General features: G+C 72.2%; 11 protein-coding genes and 4 pseudogenes. 2 read left to right on the top strand and 13 right to left on the bottom strand.

Annotated features, from left to right (window positions below; genetic code table 11):
* Positions 1-14: 14 nt before the first annotated feature.
* The 13 genes and pseudogenes from UG55_RS13580 to UG55_RS13535 form a co-directional block, all read right to left on the bottom strand.
* On the bottom strand, positions 15-494 hold the full coding sequence (locus UG55_RS13580) for a hypothetical protein (protein ID WP_083986771.1): 480 nt from the start codon (positions 492-494) through the stop codon (positions 15-17).
* Between the two features lie 113 nt (positions 495-607).
* Positions 608-1630, bottom strand: coding sequence for a PHB depolymerase family esterase (locus UG55_RS13575; RefSeq protein WP_066067899.1), 1023 nt, complete (start codon positions 1628-1630; stop codon positions 608-610).
* Entirely contained in the window at positions 1605-3041 is a 1437-nt protein-coding gene (locus tag UG55_RS13570; RefSeq protein WP_199865128.1) for a wax ester/triacylglycerol synthase domain-containing protein, read from the bottom strand. The genes UG55_RS13575 and UG55_RS13570 overlap by 26 nt, the downstream gene beginning before the upstream one ends.
* 136 nt (positions 3042-3177) lie before the next feature.
* The gene (locus UG55_RS13565) at positions 3178-3861 is read right to left on the bottom strand and encodes a DUF4232 domain-containing protein (RefSeq protein WP_083986770.1); all 684 of its coding nucleotides are present in this window, start codon (positions 3859-3861) and stop codon (positions 3178-3180) included.
* A gap of 53 nt (positions 3862-3914) precedes the next feature.
* Positions 3915-4790 carry an ABC transporter ATP-binding protein gene (locus tag UG55_RS13560; protein ID WP_083986769.1) on the bottom strand — a complete coding sequence of 292 codons (876 nt, stop codon included), beginning with the start codon at positions 4788-4790 and terminating at the stop codon, positions 3915-3917.
* A pseudogene (locus UG55_RS36585) lies at positions 4763-4907 on the bottom strand (ABC transporter permease); the annotation flags it as partial. The pseudogene UG55_RS36585 and the gene UG55_RS13560, both read right to left, overlap by 28 nt.
* A gap of 1 nt (position 4908) precedes the next feature.
* A pseudogene (locus UG55_RS36580) lies at positions 4909-5039 on the bottom strand (ABC transporter permease); the annotation flags it as partial.
* A 1-nt stretch (position 5040) separates the two neighbouring features.
* Positions 5041-5746, bottom strand: a 706-nt coding sequence (locus UG55_RS36575) for an ABC transporter permease (protein WP_396230896.1), incomplete at its 3' end; no start/stop codon positions are given.
* Between the two features lie 52 nt (positions 5747-5798).
* Positions 5799-6482, bottom strand: a pseudogene (locus tag UG55_RS13550) (ABC transporter substrate-binding protein); the annotation flags it as partial.
* Between the two features lies 1 nt (position 6483).
* Positions 6484-6836: pseudogene (locus UG55_RS36570) on the bottom strand (ABC transporter substrate-binding protein); the annotation flags it as partial.
* 108 nt (positions 6837-6944) lie between these two features.
* The gene (locus UG55_RS13545; protein ID WP_066067893.1) at positions 6945-7874 is read right to left on the bottom strand and encodes a TauD/TfdA family dioxygenase; all 930 of its coding nucleotides are present in this window, start codon (positions 7872-7874) and stop codon (positions 6945-6947) included.
* Between the two features lie 207 nt (positions 7875-8081).
* Entirely contained in the window at positions 8082-9515 is a 1434-nt protein-coding gene (locus UG55_RS13540; protein WP_199865127.1) for an ROK family transcriptional regulator, read from the bottom strand.
* A 272-nt stretch (positions 9516-9787) separates the two neighbouring features.
* Positions 9788-10594, bottom strand: a complete 807-nt coding sequence (locus UG55_RS13535) for a helix-turn-helix domain-containing protein (RefSeq protein ID WP_083986777.1) — start codon at positions 10592-10594, stop codon at positions 9788-9790.
* Positions 10595-12592: 1998 nt separating this feature from the next.
* Here UG55_RS13535 and UG55_RS13525 point away from each other — a divergent pair.
* Both UG55_RS13525 and UG55_RS13520 read left to right on the top strand, forming a co-directional pair.
* Positions 12593-14101 (top strand): alkaline phosphatase, encoded by a 1509-nt coding sequence (locus UG55_RS13525; protein ID WP_066067887.1) that lies wholly within the window; start codon positions 12593-12595, stop codon positions 14099-14101.
* An 11-nt stretch (positions 14102-14112) separates the two neighbouring features.
* Positions 14113-15351 carry a hypothetical protein gene (locus UG55_RS13520; RefSeq protein WP_066067883.1) on the top strand — a complete coding sequence of 413 codons (1239 nt, stop codon included), beginning with the start codon at positions 14113-14115 and terminating at the stop codon, positions 15349-15351.
* Positions 15352-15504 lie beyond the last annotated feature (153 nt).

Genomic DNA, 15504 nt, shown 5'->3' with positions numbered 1-15504 from the left:
TGGCGGCAGAGCGGTCAGTCCCGGACCGCTCCCTCCGGCCACACCACGTGGACGGGTGTCTTCGTGCTTCTCGCGTAGGCGACCACATCGCCGGTGCCGGCATAGCCCCGGGAGGGCCTGCCGTCCCAGATCGCGATGAGCTCGTCCACCTCGTCGACCATCACCCTGCTGGCGGCCATCAGCGCCTCCAGGTCGGCCTCGGGGTGCTCAAGCGTCCGCACCCGGATAGCGGCCGCCCGCAGGCGGTCGTACTCCGGCCGGTGCTCCGGCGGCAGGAACTCCCGGTAGTTCTGGGCGGGAACCACGACGACGAGCTGTCCTCCGAGGCCGAGCACCAGCTCGGCGAAGGTGCTGTCGGCCCCCTCCGCCAGACAGCTGACACCGACGAGACTCCCGGACGCGTGGCGGCGCAGCAGCCGAAGCGCCTCCGCGGTCGTGTACTCCTCGATGGCGGGTGACAGGACGCGGTGCCCGGTGATTCCCACGACTGTCATTTCGGAAGAGATCCCTCTCGCCGGCAGGCCACGCCGCTCGCCCGCTCGAGACGGCCGGATACGCCCTCCATTCGAAGCGTATGCGCGATCTGTGCTCCGTCAGGCCTTCTCGGCTAGCGAGGCAGTCGAAAGCGCGACACGAAGTCCCAGATCGCCGCGTTCGCATCGAGATCACCGCTGACTCGCCCGACGATCTCCACCGGGTACAGCGCGGCTCCGCCGGGCCAGGTGTGGCCACCGCCGACGACCTCGTAGAGAAGTACCGGGGTGGCCGCCGGGCAGCCGGCGAAGTCGTGGCGGACCACGGTCGTGCCGTCGCCGGGGTCGAGGTCGGTCAGGCTGCTGTCCACGGTCGGGCCCGCACAGCCGGCCGCGAGCGCCCAGGCCCGGGCACCCGCCTCCGCCTGCGCGTATCTGATCACCTGGTCCTCCGCGCCGTGGATGACCAGCATCGGCACGGGGTGCGGACCACCGGCGGCGCCCGGCGCCCCGGCCAGGCAGCCGAACCCGGTGGCCGAGCCCGCGACGGTGGCGAAGGCGGCGAACCGATCGGCTTCCTGGCAGGCCAGGGCCTGGGTGAACAGCCCGCCGTTACTCATGCCGGAGGCGTAGAGCCGGGCCGGATCCGCGCCGTACCTGCTGATCACGAGATCAGCCAACGCCCGGATGAACCCGGGATCGTCGACGTCGGACGGCTCCTCGCCACCGGGCACGCCCCGCCAGCCGATGCCCTCATGAGCGGGGATCACCAGGAGATACCCCGTCCGGTCGGCGTAGGAGGTCAGATCCCCGGACTCCTCGGCCATCTCCGGCGTCTCGAACATGCCCGGGAAGTGGAACAGCGTGGGCCGCGGGCCGGGGCCCACCGCCGCCGGGACATGCACCACCGCCCACCGTTCGATACCGGCGTGCCGGAGCCGCACGACATGGTCACCCGGGCCCGTCAACACGCCGGCAGGCCGACCCCCCTCGGCAGGCGCCGCACCGGCAGTGATCGACGCCGCAACGGCCGGGGAGCCGCCGTGGACGGGCCCGCCCGCGCGGGCCGGGGGCGGAGCGAGATCGACCGCGGCCAGCGCCGCCGCGGCCAGCATCCCCGCGACCAGCGCGCTACGCGCCCGCGGCGGCACGCCCACCGTCCCCTCGCCCGCCGTCCCCTCGCCCGCCGAGACCTCGCCCGCCGAGACCTCGCCCGCCGAGCCCCCACCCGCCGCCCCAGCGACCGCCCCGGTGGCCGTCCCGCCGCGCGTCGGTCCACTGCCCGCGACCGGCCGTCAGCTCGCGGACGGCGGCCTCCAGCTCGTCGATCTCCGCCATCCAGAGGGCGGCGAGATCGCGGGAACCGGGCAGGCCGGCGTCCGCGGCCGTGCCGATGCTGACGGCGTCACCGAGGCCGCTGAGATGGCAGGCGAGCCGCTGCCCCGGGAACAGGGTCGGGAGGGGGACGGCTGTCGTGATCGGCTGGCCGGCGACCGCCAGGGGGCCGGGTGCCCCGGCCTGGTTCGACACCGAGAGCACCGAGGAGCGCCCGCTCAGTCCGGCGCCGAAGAGACGGGGCCGGACCCGGGCCGGCAGCAGCTCGAAGAGCAGACGTTCACCCACACCGAGCGTGCCGCCCTGTTTGAGGCGGTCCATGGAGTTCCGCACGGCCAGGAGCCGGTCGAGCGGTAGCGGTTCGGCGCACGGCAGCACCACCCGCGCGCCCGCCACGAAGTTCGCGAGCATCGCCCGCTCGCCCGGCTGACGGGTGCTGACCGCCATCGCCACCGGCATTCCGGCCGTGGCCTGGGCGATTCCGACCCAGTGCCGCAGCGCGCCGGCCAGCCCGGCCAGGAAAACGTCATTGACGGTCCCGTCCACCGGCGCGCCGATCGACCGCAGGCGCGCCAGCGACGTCGTTGCCCAGCTGTGGGTGGTCCGCCCCAGCCGGGACGCGGCGAACGGGGCCGGGTCGGTGGTGGGCGCGAACCAGTGCAGTGAGCGCGCCACCGCCGCGCCGACTTCCCGCGACCGGTTCCGCCCCGGCTCCCGGCGCTGCGGCGGGACGAACGCCGTCGGATCGGAACCGACACCGAAAAGCGCCGACAGCACGAGGTTCTTCGCGGTGCCGTCCTGCTGGATGTGGCTCGCCCGGTACAACAGCGCGAACTCGGTGTCGTCGGCGGACCGCAGCAGCCAGAGCTCCCAGGGCGGTCCGGCCACCGACACCACCGCACCGCCGCGGCGTTCCACGAAATCACGCAGCGCGGTGCCGGCCGCGAACCCGTCCGGCGGCATCCGATGTTCACGGACGAGATGGTCGAGGTCGACGTCGGGGTCTGCCCACCAGCCATAACGCACCCGCCGGCCGGGCACGCAGACAAGTCGCTCGGTCAGCAGCGGAAACCGGCGCAGCCGATCGGACACCCAGTTCCGCAGCACCCCGATATCGGGGGCCGGGCCTTTCCCCAGAAGCAGACAGTTGACGTTTATCGGCACATCGGCGTGCAGGAGCTGGTAGTCGAGCAGTGCGGTGTCGAAAGCGTTGAGAAGGCGAATGCGGTCCATCGGCTGACGCTCGCTCTCTGCTCCGAACCCACCGGACGGATCCGGCGGCAGAATGCCGTCCGGAAACGTAACCCGGGCCGCCGGAGCAGGCGAGCTGACAGTTCCTTTCGCGCGGCCGGTGTGGATTCGACCGCCGTCAGACGCGTTCGAAGGCGCTGACCGTGAGCTGCTGGATCGCCGGATCCCGGCAGGCCTCCACCCCTCCCGGCACCGGCGCGAGCAGGCTGGCCCGGTCGCCGGGCGGGTACACCCGCAGCTGGGTGCCCCGGGTCGTCTGCCCGGCACTGTCACAGCCCGGGAGCACCCCGGGCTGGGTGATCGCCAGCGTCGCGCCCGCGCGCCCGCCGGGAGCCACCGTGACGGGCGAACCCGCCGCGCCGGTGCGGCCGGCCGGGGCGCCGATCTGGGCGCCCGCGGCGTCCACTACCGACACACCGGGGAAACCGGTGATCACGCAGGGTGCGGAGCCGGTGTTCGTGAGCACGATCCGGCCGTAGATGTGGCCCGCCGCGCCCTGGAGATCGTCGACGGTCGCCGAGAGACCACCCGCGACGCACGCCGACGCCGCGCCCGAAGCGCCGCCCGCCGGCGTGGCGGACGTCGCCGCCGGGGAGGCCCCCGCCGGGGACGCCGCCGGGGATGCCGACGTGGTCACGGCCGGGCCCCCGCCACCAGCCGGTTCGGACGCGAGGGTGTCGTCCGGCGAGTCGCCCGAACCGCCGCAGCCGGCGAGGGCCACCACGACGAGACCCACCAGCGCCGCCGCCCGCGATGCCGTGGTCGCGGCGTGGCGGCGAGACCTGCCTCTGATCCTGTGCATGCGGTCTGCCTACCCCAGTGCGGGCCGGCTGACCAGTCGGCGTGGTCCGCCCGTCACCCTGTCGCGGCCGCCAGTTCCTGGACGCCGAGCTCGGCCAGCAGCCGGGAACGCAGGTCCGCGAATGCGGGGTCGGTGCGCAGCCTCGGCGCGGGCAGATCGACCGCGGCCTGGAAGGCGAGCCGGCCCTCGGTCAGCACCAGGATCCGGTCAGCGAGGAGAATCGCCTCGTCCACGTCGTGGGTGACGAACAGCACCGCGGGGCGGTGCCGCCGGCACAGCTCCTGCAACAGGGCATGCATCCTGATCCTGGTCAGGGCGTCGAGCGCGCCGAACGGCTCGTCGAGCATGACCAGATCGGGCTCGCGCACCAGCGCACGGGCGAGTGCCACCCGCTGGGCCTCGCCACCGGAAAGGGTCACCGGCCACGACTTCTCCCGGCCGGCGAGCCCGACCTCCGCGAGCGCGGCGCGCCCGCGGCTGGCGACGTCCGAGCCGCGCAGTCCGAGGACGACGTTGCCCAGTGCCCGCTCCCACGGCAGCAGCCGCGGCTCCTGGAAGACGATCGCCCGGCGGCGGGCGACGAGCACGTCCCCGGTGACATCGTCGTCGAAGCCGCCGAGGATCCGCAGCAGGGTGCTCTTGCCCGAGCCGCTGCGCCCGAGCAGGGCCACGAACTCGCCGGGTGCGACGGTCAGGTCGAGTTGGTCGAGCACCGCCCGGGTGCCGAAGGCGCGGGTGAGCCCCCGCACCCGCACCGCCGCCGCGGGCTCGCCGTCGGCCAGCACCCCGTCGGCCAGCACCCCGTCGGGCAGCACGCCGTCGGGTGGCGAGACCGCCGCCGGGGCGGGCGGGGCGCCGGCGGACGGATCAGGGCCCGCCGCGACCGGCTGCCGGGCGCCGGTCAGTTGCCGGAGAAACCGCGTCGCCATGACAGCAGGCTCCTTTCCAGAAGTCGGACGATGCCGTCGCAGGCCAGGCCGAGGAGCCCGTAGATCACCAGGCAGAGGACCATGATGTCGGTCCGGTTCCAGCCCTGGGCGCGGTTGNGCAGGTACCCGATGCCGGACTCGGCGTTGACCTGCTCGGCGAAGACCAGCAGCAACCAGGAGACACCCAGCGACCAGCGCAGTCCGACCAGGAAGCCCGGCACGGCGCCGGGGACGATGACTCTGCGGATCNGGCCGAGTCGACCGAGGCCGAACGCCCGGCCGGCCTCCACCAGCTTCATGTCCACTCCGCGGATCGCGGCGAAGGTGTTCATGTAGACCGGGAAGAGCACACCCACCGAGATCAGGAAGATCTTCGCCTCCTCACCGATCCCGATCCAGACGATGATCAGCGGAAGCAGCGCGATGACCGGGATCGTGCGCAGGAAGTTCATCGCCGAGTCGACGACGTCCTCACCGAACCGGAAGAAGCCCGCGACGACCGCGAGCGCCAGGCCGATGGCGATGCCGATGCCGCAGCCCCAGGCCACCCGGTACAGCGACGCACCGAGATTGCTGGCCAGCTCGCCGGTGCCCCACAGCTCCCGCCCCGCGCCGAACACCTCGCCGGGCGAGGCGAGCGCGCGGTCGCTGACCAGATCGAGCCCGGTCACCGCCAGCCAGACGACGAGCAGCACGGCGGGCCCGGTCAGGCGGCGGGTCCAGGCCGGGAGGATGCGGGTGCGGCGGCTCCGGCGCCGGGCACCGGTCGGGTCGGTGAGCACCGGGGCCGCGTGTGCACCGCCGGTGACCAGGTTGTTCTCCGGGCGCGCACCGCCGTCGACCTCGCCGGTCGCCGGGCGGGCGGTGCGGGCGGTGTCCCTGAGCGCGACCCCGAGGGCGCCGTGCAGGGTGTCCTCGACGGTGCGACGCGCGGAATCATCGATCACTTCTGTCATGGCTGCCTCCTGCCGCTGCCGCGCGGGCGTCGGTCGGCTGTGGGCGACGTGCTCATATCGGCAGGCTCGCCGCGGTGAAGGCCGCCCTGAGCTCGTCGTTGAACGACTTGTCGATCTCGTCGTCGACGTTCAGCCCCGGCGGCAGCTCACCGACGGCGGAGAGCAGCTCCCCCTGCACGCGCTGGCTTTCGATGAACGCCTCGGTGACCGGCGTGTACCTGGCCGTGGGTGTGCTGTCGAAGTACTCCCGGGCCGCGGCGGGATCTTGCTTGAGCCCCTTGACGTAGAACTCCTGGATCCACTTGTCCGGGTTGGCCTTGGGCCAGGCCGACGCCCGGGACAGGCGCAGCACGAAATCCTTGACCACGGTGCGCCGAGCGGGATCGGCCAGCGCGTCCTTCGCCGCGAGCAGCACGCCGAACTGCGGCAGCGGGGCGGTCTTCAGCTCGTAGGCGTCCTTGCTCTGCGCGGTGAGCGCCGCGCTGTACTGGCGGACATACACCACCGCGTCGACCGCGCCGGAGGCGAACGTAGAGGTCAGGCTCGCGGCCGGGACGTTCACCACGGTGATGTCGTCCTGGCTGAGCCCGACCGTGTCGAGCTGGTTGAGAAGAAAGCCGTGCAGGGAGGTCCCCTGGGTGAACGCGACCCGCTTGCCCTTGAGGTCGGCGAGGGAGCGGATTCCCGAGCTCGGGGTGGCGAAAATGGTCTGCGCGTTCACCGATGACTCGGAGACNGCCACCGCGACCACGCCGGCGTCGGCCGCGTTCGCGAAGAGGACCGGGGTGTCACCCATGTAGCCGACGTCCAGCCGGTTGGCGCTGAAGGCCGCGTTCATGTGCGGCCCGTCCGCGAAGGTGTTCCAGTTCAGCTTGTAGGGCGTGCCCTGCCCCTCGCCGGACAGGGTGATCTGCAGCTCCACCAGCTTGCTCTGGTCACCGATTCTCAGTGTTCCGGCCTGCCCACCGGCCGCCGCGGCAGACGAGTCCCCGTCGTCACCGCCGCACGCGGCGAGGCCGCCGATCAACAGCGCGGCGAGGCCCGCGGAGGCCAGCGCCGTCCACCGCCTGCTGGTCCGTCGTGGGTGCATCGATATCTCCAGGTGAAGGGAGCCGCCGGCACCGACCCGTTCGGCGCCGGCGGCCAGATTTCCGGATTCAGGTCAACGAGGGACTGGCTCCCGGTTGCGCCCGGGGGTTCAGGAACCGATGAAGGGCGCGCCCGCGACCAGCTCCGACTCCCTGCCGTCGACACCGACCGGGACGTCACCTTCGAGAGTCACCCGGTAGAGAACCCGGTCGAAGTCGAGATGACCGAGGTCGGACGGGCCGAGGTGGGCGGTGGCGCGGTTGTCCCAGAAAGCGATGTCACCCGGGTTCCACTTGAACCGCACCGTGAACTCCGGCCGCGAGATCTGCTCGTAGAACAGCTCGAGAATCCGGTGGCTCTGCCGCTGCGAAAGACCGATGACGTTGTTCTCCCGGGCGGTGAAGCTGGGGCTGACGAACAGCGCGCGCTCCCCGGTCTCCGGGTGTACCCGGACCAGCGGGTGAATCGCCACCAGCGGGTTCTCGGCGACCCGCCGGCCGTACTCACCGCCGTCGAAGATCGGCAGGCTGAAGCTGTGCCGGGCCCGCAGGCTGTCGGCCAGCGCCCGCAGCGGCTCGGGCAGCCCCTCGTAGGCGGCGACCAGGTTCGTCCACGCGGTGTCGCCACCGTAGGGCGGCACGATGTCGGCCCGCAGGATCGAACCGGCCGGCGGGTTCACCAGGGCCGTCACGTCGGTGTGCCAGCCGTTGTCGTAGGTGACCTTCCGCTTCTGGCCGAACAGCTTCTCGTACCGCCGGCTGTCGATCGGGAGGATCTCCGGGAAGCCGGCCGGCGGCTCCGTCTCGTGCGGGTGCGCCGGGGTGAGGCGGCCGAAACGGCGGCCGAAGGCGATCTGCTGGGCGTGGTCCAGGTTCTGGTCGCGGAAGAAGACGACCTTCCACTTCAGCAGGGCGGAACGGATCTCGGCGATGGTCGCGTCGTCGAGGTCCACCCGCAGGTCGACACCGTGGATCTCGGCTCCGGTGTGGCCCGACAAAGGCCGGACATCGATGCCGATGCTCTGCACGGAACTGGTCATTTGCACACGCACCTTTCAGCCCCGACCGCCCGCGAGACACGCCCGCGACGCCATTTTCTGGCAGGCCGAGGAAAGAGATGTAGAGGGGTCTGGAAAAAACGGTCGAGGGGTCCCGGGGGCGAGTTCCGGCCGGCTTCGGAGCGGGTTTCCTCTATTACATCGTCGCCCGCCGAATGACGGAGGTCAACGATTTCCGATTGAATGGAACTATTTCGCGACCGCTACCGAAGAACGCCGGTCCCGGGCCGGGTTCGGGCCGTTGTTCCGCTGCGGGGCACCGCTGGCCGGACTGGCCCCGCGCCCGGGACTGACGCGGCTCGCCGCGTCGGCCCTGCCAGTGGGTTTGACGCTGTTCCCCGGGTTCGTCCAGCCGCCCAGGTTGACCGGGCGCAGGGCCCGCGGGCTGCGGTGGACGGACTCCAGCACGGTCGCGGCGGCGGCGACCGCGAGGACGTCTTGCCCGAAACTGTTCGGGCGCACCACCCGCTCCGGGTCCGTGCAGGTCCGGGAGCTGGCGGCGATCTCCTCGAACAGGTCGGGCAACAGCTGGGGCTGGTAGATCGAGCCGAGCTCGGTCAGCACCAGCACCTCCGGATCGAACATGTCCAGCAGGGTCGCGGCCACCTTGGCGACGCCTCGCAACCGGCGGCGCACCAGCTCGATCACCCGGTGCTCCCCCGCGGCGACGGCGTCGCGCAGCAGCTCCGGGTCCCGGCGCGGGAGAACTCCCTGCTCAACCGCCGTCGCCAGCAACGCGCCGTCTGACAGCACGGCCTGGGCGCAGCCAGTGTCGCCGCAGGCACACAGCCGGTCCTCACCACGAATGCGCAGGTGAGCCACCCGGCCCGCGGCCGAATGCCCCCCGCGGTGCACGACGCCGTCGGTCGCGATCGCGGCGTCCACCACATGGCCGACGAACAGATGGATCAGGCTGGAACGGGCCCGCGGCTCACCGAAGAGGATCTCGGCGCCGGCCAGCGCGCGGGCGTGGCTGTCAACGCTCACCGGCAGCCCGGTGCGGGCCGCGAGCAACGGGCCCAGCGGCAGGTTTCGCCAGCCCAGCGGCTCGTGCTCGACCACGGTTCCGGTCCGGGTGTCCACGTGGCCGCCGGTCACCACCCCCAGCCCGAGCACCCGGCGGCGAGCGGCGTGCCGGCGGAGGAACCCCGGCAGGTGACGGACGACGAGCGCGAGTGTGGCCTGCGCGTCGCCGCCGTGCGGCACCTGCTCCCGGGCCACCGTCCGCCCGCGCAGGTCGACCAGGCCGAAGGTGACCATGGGGACGGCGATGTGGACACCGCAGGCGAGGTGGGTGTCCGTGTCGACGTCGATCGGCACGCTCGGTCGGCCCGCGCGCGGCGCGCAGGCCGCCGCCGGCAGCTCCCGGAGCAGGCCCAGAGAGATGAGATCGGCGGTCTGCCGGGAGACCGCGGCCGGGCTGAGGCCGGTGGCCGCGCCGATGAAGGTCCGCGCGACCGGCCCGTGGTCGAGGACCGCGCGCAGGACGGCCGCCGCCGAGCCGGCGCCTCTCGGCAGCTCGCGGGAACGCTCGACCGGACCGCCGAAATCCCCGGTACCACCGGAACCGGCAGGTCGGGCGGTGGGTTGCTTCGTGGATGGGCCGGTGCGCTGGACGGACACGGGATCCTCCTACACGCGTGCCGTCCGCGGATTCAGACGGTCTCCGCCGGGCACGGGGGCACGGCGGAGCACGTCCTGCTTCGGCGGAGGGCGGCGGACGTCGGACAGGCGATGCGCTGGGGGACCCGGGACCGTCGAGGCGGTTGGGCCGTCAGAGCGTCGCCGGACAGAGCGCGCTGGCTACGCGACGGAGGTCGATATGAGCACGGCAGACAAGAAGCAGGTGCTCACCCATGGGTCAGAGGCTAGGCGGCACCGGACCACATTGTCAACTACCTCGGTGAGGATAGTGGCGAAGGGAGGGCGGTCGCGGACGGGTCGCCCCCGATCCGCCGCCGGTACACCGACGGCTTCTCGCCGCAGTGCTGGGCGAAGGCCCGCGCGAACGCACTCGGGCTCTCGAAGCCCACCGAGGTGGAGACCTCGAGCACCGACAGGCCGGGGTCGGCGAGCAGCGCCATCGCCCGCAGCAGCCGCGCCTGCAGGAGGTAGTGCCGCCACGACATGCCCAGCGTGACCTGGAACTGGCGGCGCAGCGTCCGCTCCGAGACGCCGGCCGCCCGGCTCACCGCCCCGATGCTGACACCGTCGAGATGATCCTGGGTGTAGGCGATCGCCGCCGCGACGACCGGGTCGGCGGAGGTGGGCAGACTCAGCGGGGCCTCGTGCTCCAGCGCGTCCGCGACCAGGTGCCCGAGGGTGCGGAAGAACCCGTCCGAGACGTCGTCCCCGCTCCCGCGCGCGATCGGCCAGCGCAACGCATAGATCATCATCTCCCGGATGAGCGTGGGCACCGCCAGGATGCGCGCGCGGTCGCCGGGGCGGGGCACGAGCTCGGGGTCGAAGAGCACGGCGATCGTCCGGGCCGCGGAGTCGAGGACCGCCCGGTGCTCCAGGCCGGCGGGAATCCACGCGGCCTGCTGCGGCGGCAGCAGGTAGTGGGCGCTGGCCGTCCGCACCTCGACCACGCCGGCCATCGCGTACTCGATCTGGTGCAGGTCATGCGAATGCCAGCCCGTCGCCAGCCCGTCACCCTCGTGCAGGTAGCTGCCGCCGAGCGCGGTGCCGCCGCGGCGCATGTCCACCACGCCGATCCTGGCCGGCTCGGTGGTGCTGTCGGGCAAATAGGCAGGGGCGGCCACAGGACGAGACTATGCGCCCTTGCCGGCCAGACACACCGAAATCCACCCGGTCCCACGGGTCACACGAGTTGCGCGCCTGCCGGCGCCGGCGGCCCGGGCACGCTCACGGCTGGCACCGGCCCGGGATCAGCCGCGGTGGACGGTTCCGCCGGGGGACTCCCGCGCCGGAGGCCCTGGGCCACTCCCGTCAGCGCGAGCGCGGCAGCGGCCCCGAGGAAGGGGAAGGCGGGCGCCACGTAGCGGTAGTCGAAGCCCGCGGTGGCCGGCGGCAGCAGCAGCGCCAGGAACGCGAAACCGGTGAGCAGCAGCAGCGGCGCACGCAGCGACCGGTTGCGGATGGACAACGGCACCCCGCCGAACGCGACCAGCAGCAGTACGCCGATTCCGCGCGCGGGAACCTGCACGTCACGCTGGTAGGAGACCAGCCAGCCGGCCGCCGGTGCACGCGCGGTGGTGGTGAAATCCCCGCGCTCGTACGCGCGCAGGTCGGAGCCGTCCTTGCCCACGATGGGATCGGTCGCGGTGGCGAAGCGGTATCTCTTCGCCACCAGCTGGCTCGGATAGTCCGCCAGCCGGGATTCGAACGTCCGCCGGAAGTCGTGGGCGACGGTATGCAGGTATGCCGCCGGCTGCCGGGTTATCGCGCTGATCGCGAACTCCCGCGCGAGGCGCTCCTTCGCCNGGCTGAAGGTGTCCCCGGGAATCGCGAACAACGGGGTGTCCCCGTGCCAGATGTAGTCCGACGGCGGCCGGTGAGTGTCACCCAGCGGCTCGGTCGGGCACAGGATCCGCAACCGGTCCGGAGGATTGATCACGGCGCAGTCGGCGAAGGTGGTCGTCCGGGAGTACAGGAAAATCCCGGTGCTGCCCGAGACCGCGAATGTGCCGTGTTCGGCCTGGTACCAGCCGCAGTAGGCGGCCACGGGCAGCGTGAGTGCCGCTGTGAAGGCCGCGACGGGGCGCCAGCCCGGCCATCTGATGATCAGCCACAGCGCGGCCGCGAGAGCCAACGGCAGACCGACCGATCTGGTCACCGACGCGGCGCTCAGGAGAAGGCCGGCGCCGAGCGCGCCGACGACCCCGACGCGCCGTTTCCACAGCAGGCACAGCACGGCGCCCGTCAGCAGGGCGGTGAACACCGTCTCCGACAGGACCATGTGCTCCAGCGCGATCTGGTAGGCGTCGAGCAGCTGTGGGGCCGACCCGGCCGCGGCGAGCCAGGCGGGGGCCCGCAGCCGCAGCAGCAGCACATAGATTCCGAGGCCGACGGCGAGCCCGATCAGATGCTGGGCGACAACCACCAGCTCGAAGCTGTGGAACGGCAGCAGGATCCGCAGGAAGAAACTGTAACCGGCGGGCCGGACGACATAGGGCTCCGGCCGCAGCGCACCCGCGACATATTCGTAGCTGTCGTTGAACCAGAGCGCGGGCCGATACCCGAGGCAGGCGGCCGCGCGTACCGCCAGGCCCGCCAGGAAAAGCGCCAGGAACAAACAGTGCCACCAGCCACCGGTACGCCGCCATATCTCGATGGGCGCCGGCCGGCCGCGGGCCGCTCGGTGCTTCGGTCGATGGACGTGAGCAGGGCCCAACACAGGCCGGAGCGTAGCGAGACCGCACAAGAAGGGCAAACTTCCCACCTCATGGTGTTATTCGCCAGCGCGGTACGTGACCCAGAGGACGCCCTACGTGCCGCCGCCGGCCGGCCGTCACCGGAATCGGCGGCGGCCCGGACACTCGGCGGGGCCGGCCGCCCCACCGCCGACCGGACGCGTTCGCAAGCATGGATCGTGCTCTGTGAACAGCCTTTCCAGGCATCGGACAGATGACGGATCAGCCCGCGGTGACCGGGAATCAGATCATCCGGGCCAACGTTGCGTGAACAGTCCGGCGACCGCCCTCGCCCATTTCCCGGCAGGTCGTAGGAAAGCCCCCATGACCCAACTGAACCGGCGGACCGTCCTCCTCGGTGGGATTGCGGGAGTGGGAACCGCCCTGGCAGGTGCGGCGGTGGCCCGCGCCGCCGCCTATCCCTTCACCCTCGGAGTCGCGTCAGGTGAGCCCACCGCGGACGGATTCGTCCTGTGGACCCGCCTCGCGCCCAGCCCGCTCAACGCGGACGGACTCGGCGGCATGTCGAGCGCGAACGTCACCGTGGAATGGCAGGTGGCGACCGACCAGAACTTCACCCAGCTCGCCGCCAGCGGCTCGACGACCGCGGTCCAGGCGTGGGCGCACAGCGTCCACGTCGAGGTCGCGGGCCTGCAGGCGAACCGGGAGTACTGGTACCGCTTCCGCGCGTCGGGCCAGATATCCCCGGTCGGCCGGGCCCGCACCGCCCCCGCCGCCGGCACCAGCCCGGCGCTGAAGATGCTGTTCGCCTCCTGCTCGCACTACGAGGCCGGCTACTTCACCGCCTACCGGCGGATGGCCGAGGAGGCCCCGGACCTGATCCTGCACCTCGGCGACTACATCTACGAGGGCGCGGCCGGTTCCGCCGTGCGCACCCACGTGCCCAGCGCCGAGATCAGCTCGCTGGCGAACTACCGGGTGCGGCACGCGCTCTACAAGACCGACGTCGACCTGCAGGCCGCGCACGGCGCCGCGCCGTGGATCCCGGTGTGGGACGACCACGAGGTCGAGAACAACTACGCCAACCTCGTCCGCAACGACTCAAGCCCCGCCGGGGACTTCACCGCCCGCCGCGCGGCCGCCTACAAGGCGTACTACGAGCACATGCCGCTGCGGTCCGCGCAGCTTCCCGCGAGCCACAACATGCAGCTCTACCGGCGCCTGCGCTGGGGGAGCCTGGCCACCTTCCACCTGCTCGACACCCGGCAGTACCGGGACGACCAGGCCTGCGGCGACGGCACGAAGGTCTGCGCGGACGCCGACCTCGCGAGCCGCACGCTGACCGGCGCGGCCCAGGAGGCGTGGCTGCTCGACGGGCTCGGCCAGCACCTCGGCACCTGGGACATCATCGGCCAGCAGGTGTTCTTCGCCCAGCGGCTCGCCGCCGCGGACGGGTCGAGGAGCATGGACTCCTGGGACGGCTACACCGCCAGCCGCGGCCGCATCCAGGCCGGCTGGCAGGCCCGCGGCAACACCAGCACGGTCGTGCTCACCGGTGACGTCCACCAGCACTGGGCCTCGAACATCATGGACAACTACACGACCCAGAACCAGGTGATCGGCACCGAGCTGGTGACCACCTCGATCACCTCCGGGGGCGACGGCAGCGGAGCGGGCACCGGCCTGTCCAGCCTCAACCCGCACGTGAAGTTCAACTGGAACAAGCGCGGCTACGTCCGCACCGTGACCACACCCACCCAGATGACGGTGGACTTCCGCGCGCTCAACCAGGTCACCGTGCGCGGCAGCGCCGCCACCACGGTGCGCAGCTACGTGATCCAGGCCGGCAGTCCCGGTCTCCAGACGGCCTGAACGGGGCAGGCATGCGCAGGCGCAGCACACACAGCACACGCATCGCGGTGGTCGGGGTAACGGCGGCGGCTGTCACCCTCACCGCCCTCGTCGGCACCGCGGCGGCGGACGGCACCACCACGGCCGACGTCACCTGGACGGTCGCCAACACCACCGCGGCCGGCGACCAGGACAACGCCGAGGTCTCCGCGACCCGCAACGGGTACACGGCCGTCGTCTGGGAGGACGACCGGGACGCGACGGCGCCCGAGAACACCCTGCACACCGAGGTGTACCTGCGCCTCTACCGCGACGGGACGTCCCTGTACGAGACGAGGCTGTCGGCGGGCGGCAGCGGCGACTGGCGGCACGTGCAGCCCGACGTCGCGCTGCACGAGGACGGCACGGCGGTCGTCATCTGGGCGGAGGACCCCGACGGCAACGGCTACTACAACATCGCCGTGCGCGCGGTGAACACCGCGGGCACCGTCACCGGCACCGCCCGCGCGAACGCCGACGCCGACGGGCAGCAGCTCAACGCCCACGTCGCGGCCGACCCGGACGGTCCCGGGTTCGCGGTCGCCTTCGAGGACGTCCAGGGCACCGCGGCGCCGACGATACGGCTGTCGGGATACGCGTCGATCACCTCGAAGACCTACGAGGCCCAGGTGAACACCGCGGGCGGCACGCACCGCCGGCCCGATGTGGCCATGGACGCCGCGGGCAACGCCGTCGTCGTCTGGGACGAGGACGGTGACGGCAACGGGGCGTACAACATCGGCCGCAAGGTGTACACCGCCACCGGCGGAGTCAAGGTCGCCCAGGCCATCGCCAACGTGGCGACCGGCGGTGACCAGGTGCATCCGTCGGTGGCGGCGAACTTCAACGGCGACCAGTTCGTCGCCTGGGAGACCGACCAGAACGGCGGCGCGCAGGTCGGCACCCGCTCGTTCAGCGCGGCGAACGTCGCCGGCCCGGAGGTGATCGTGCCCGGCACGGACCCGCAGGCCGGGCTCGACGACCAGCGGCGCGCGGTGGTGGCCTGGGCCCAGTCCACCGACGTCTACGCGCAGGGCCTCAACGCGGACGGCACGACCGCGGGACGGCTGCCGCAGCTGCGGGTGCACACCACCGTCACCGGCCGGCAGGATGAGCCCGCGCTCGGCGTCAACCCCTGGGGCCAGCTCGTGATCGCCTACACCGACGACCACGACGGCAACGGATTCGACCAGATCTATCTGGGCACCGGGCTGATCAACAGCACCTGGTAGCCGGTAGTCCGTGGAAGCGCGCGCCCACCGGTCGGGTTGCCAGCCGCCAGGTCTGGCAACCCGACCGGAGCGGTGTTCGGGTGTTCGGGTGTTCGGGGGCTCCGCCGCCCGGCGGCCAGCGGCCAGCGGCCAGCGGCCACGGGGCGGGAGGGC

The organism is Frankia sp. EI5c, assembly GCF_001636565.1.
Taxonomy (GTDB): domain Bacteria; phylum Actinomycetota; class Actinomycetes; order Frankiales; family Frankiaceae; genus Parafrankia.
The sequence above is the reverse complement of the archived record's forward strand: the minus strand, read 5'-3'. Positions and strand labels throughout refer to the sequence as shown.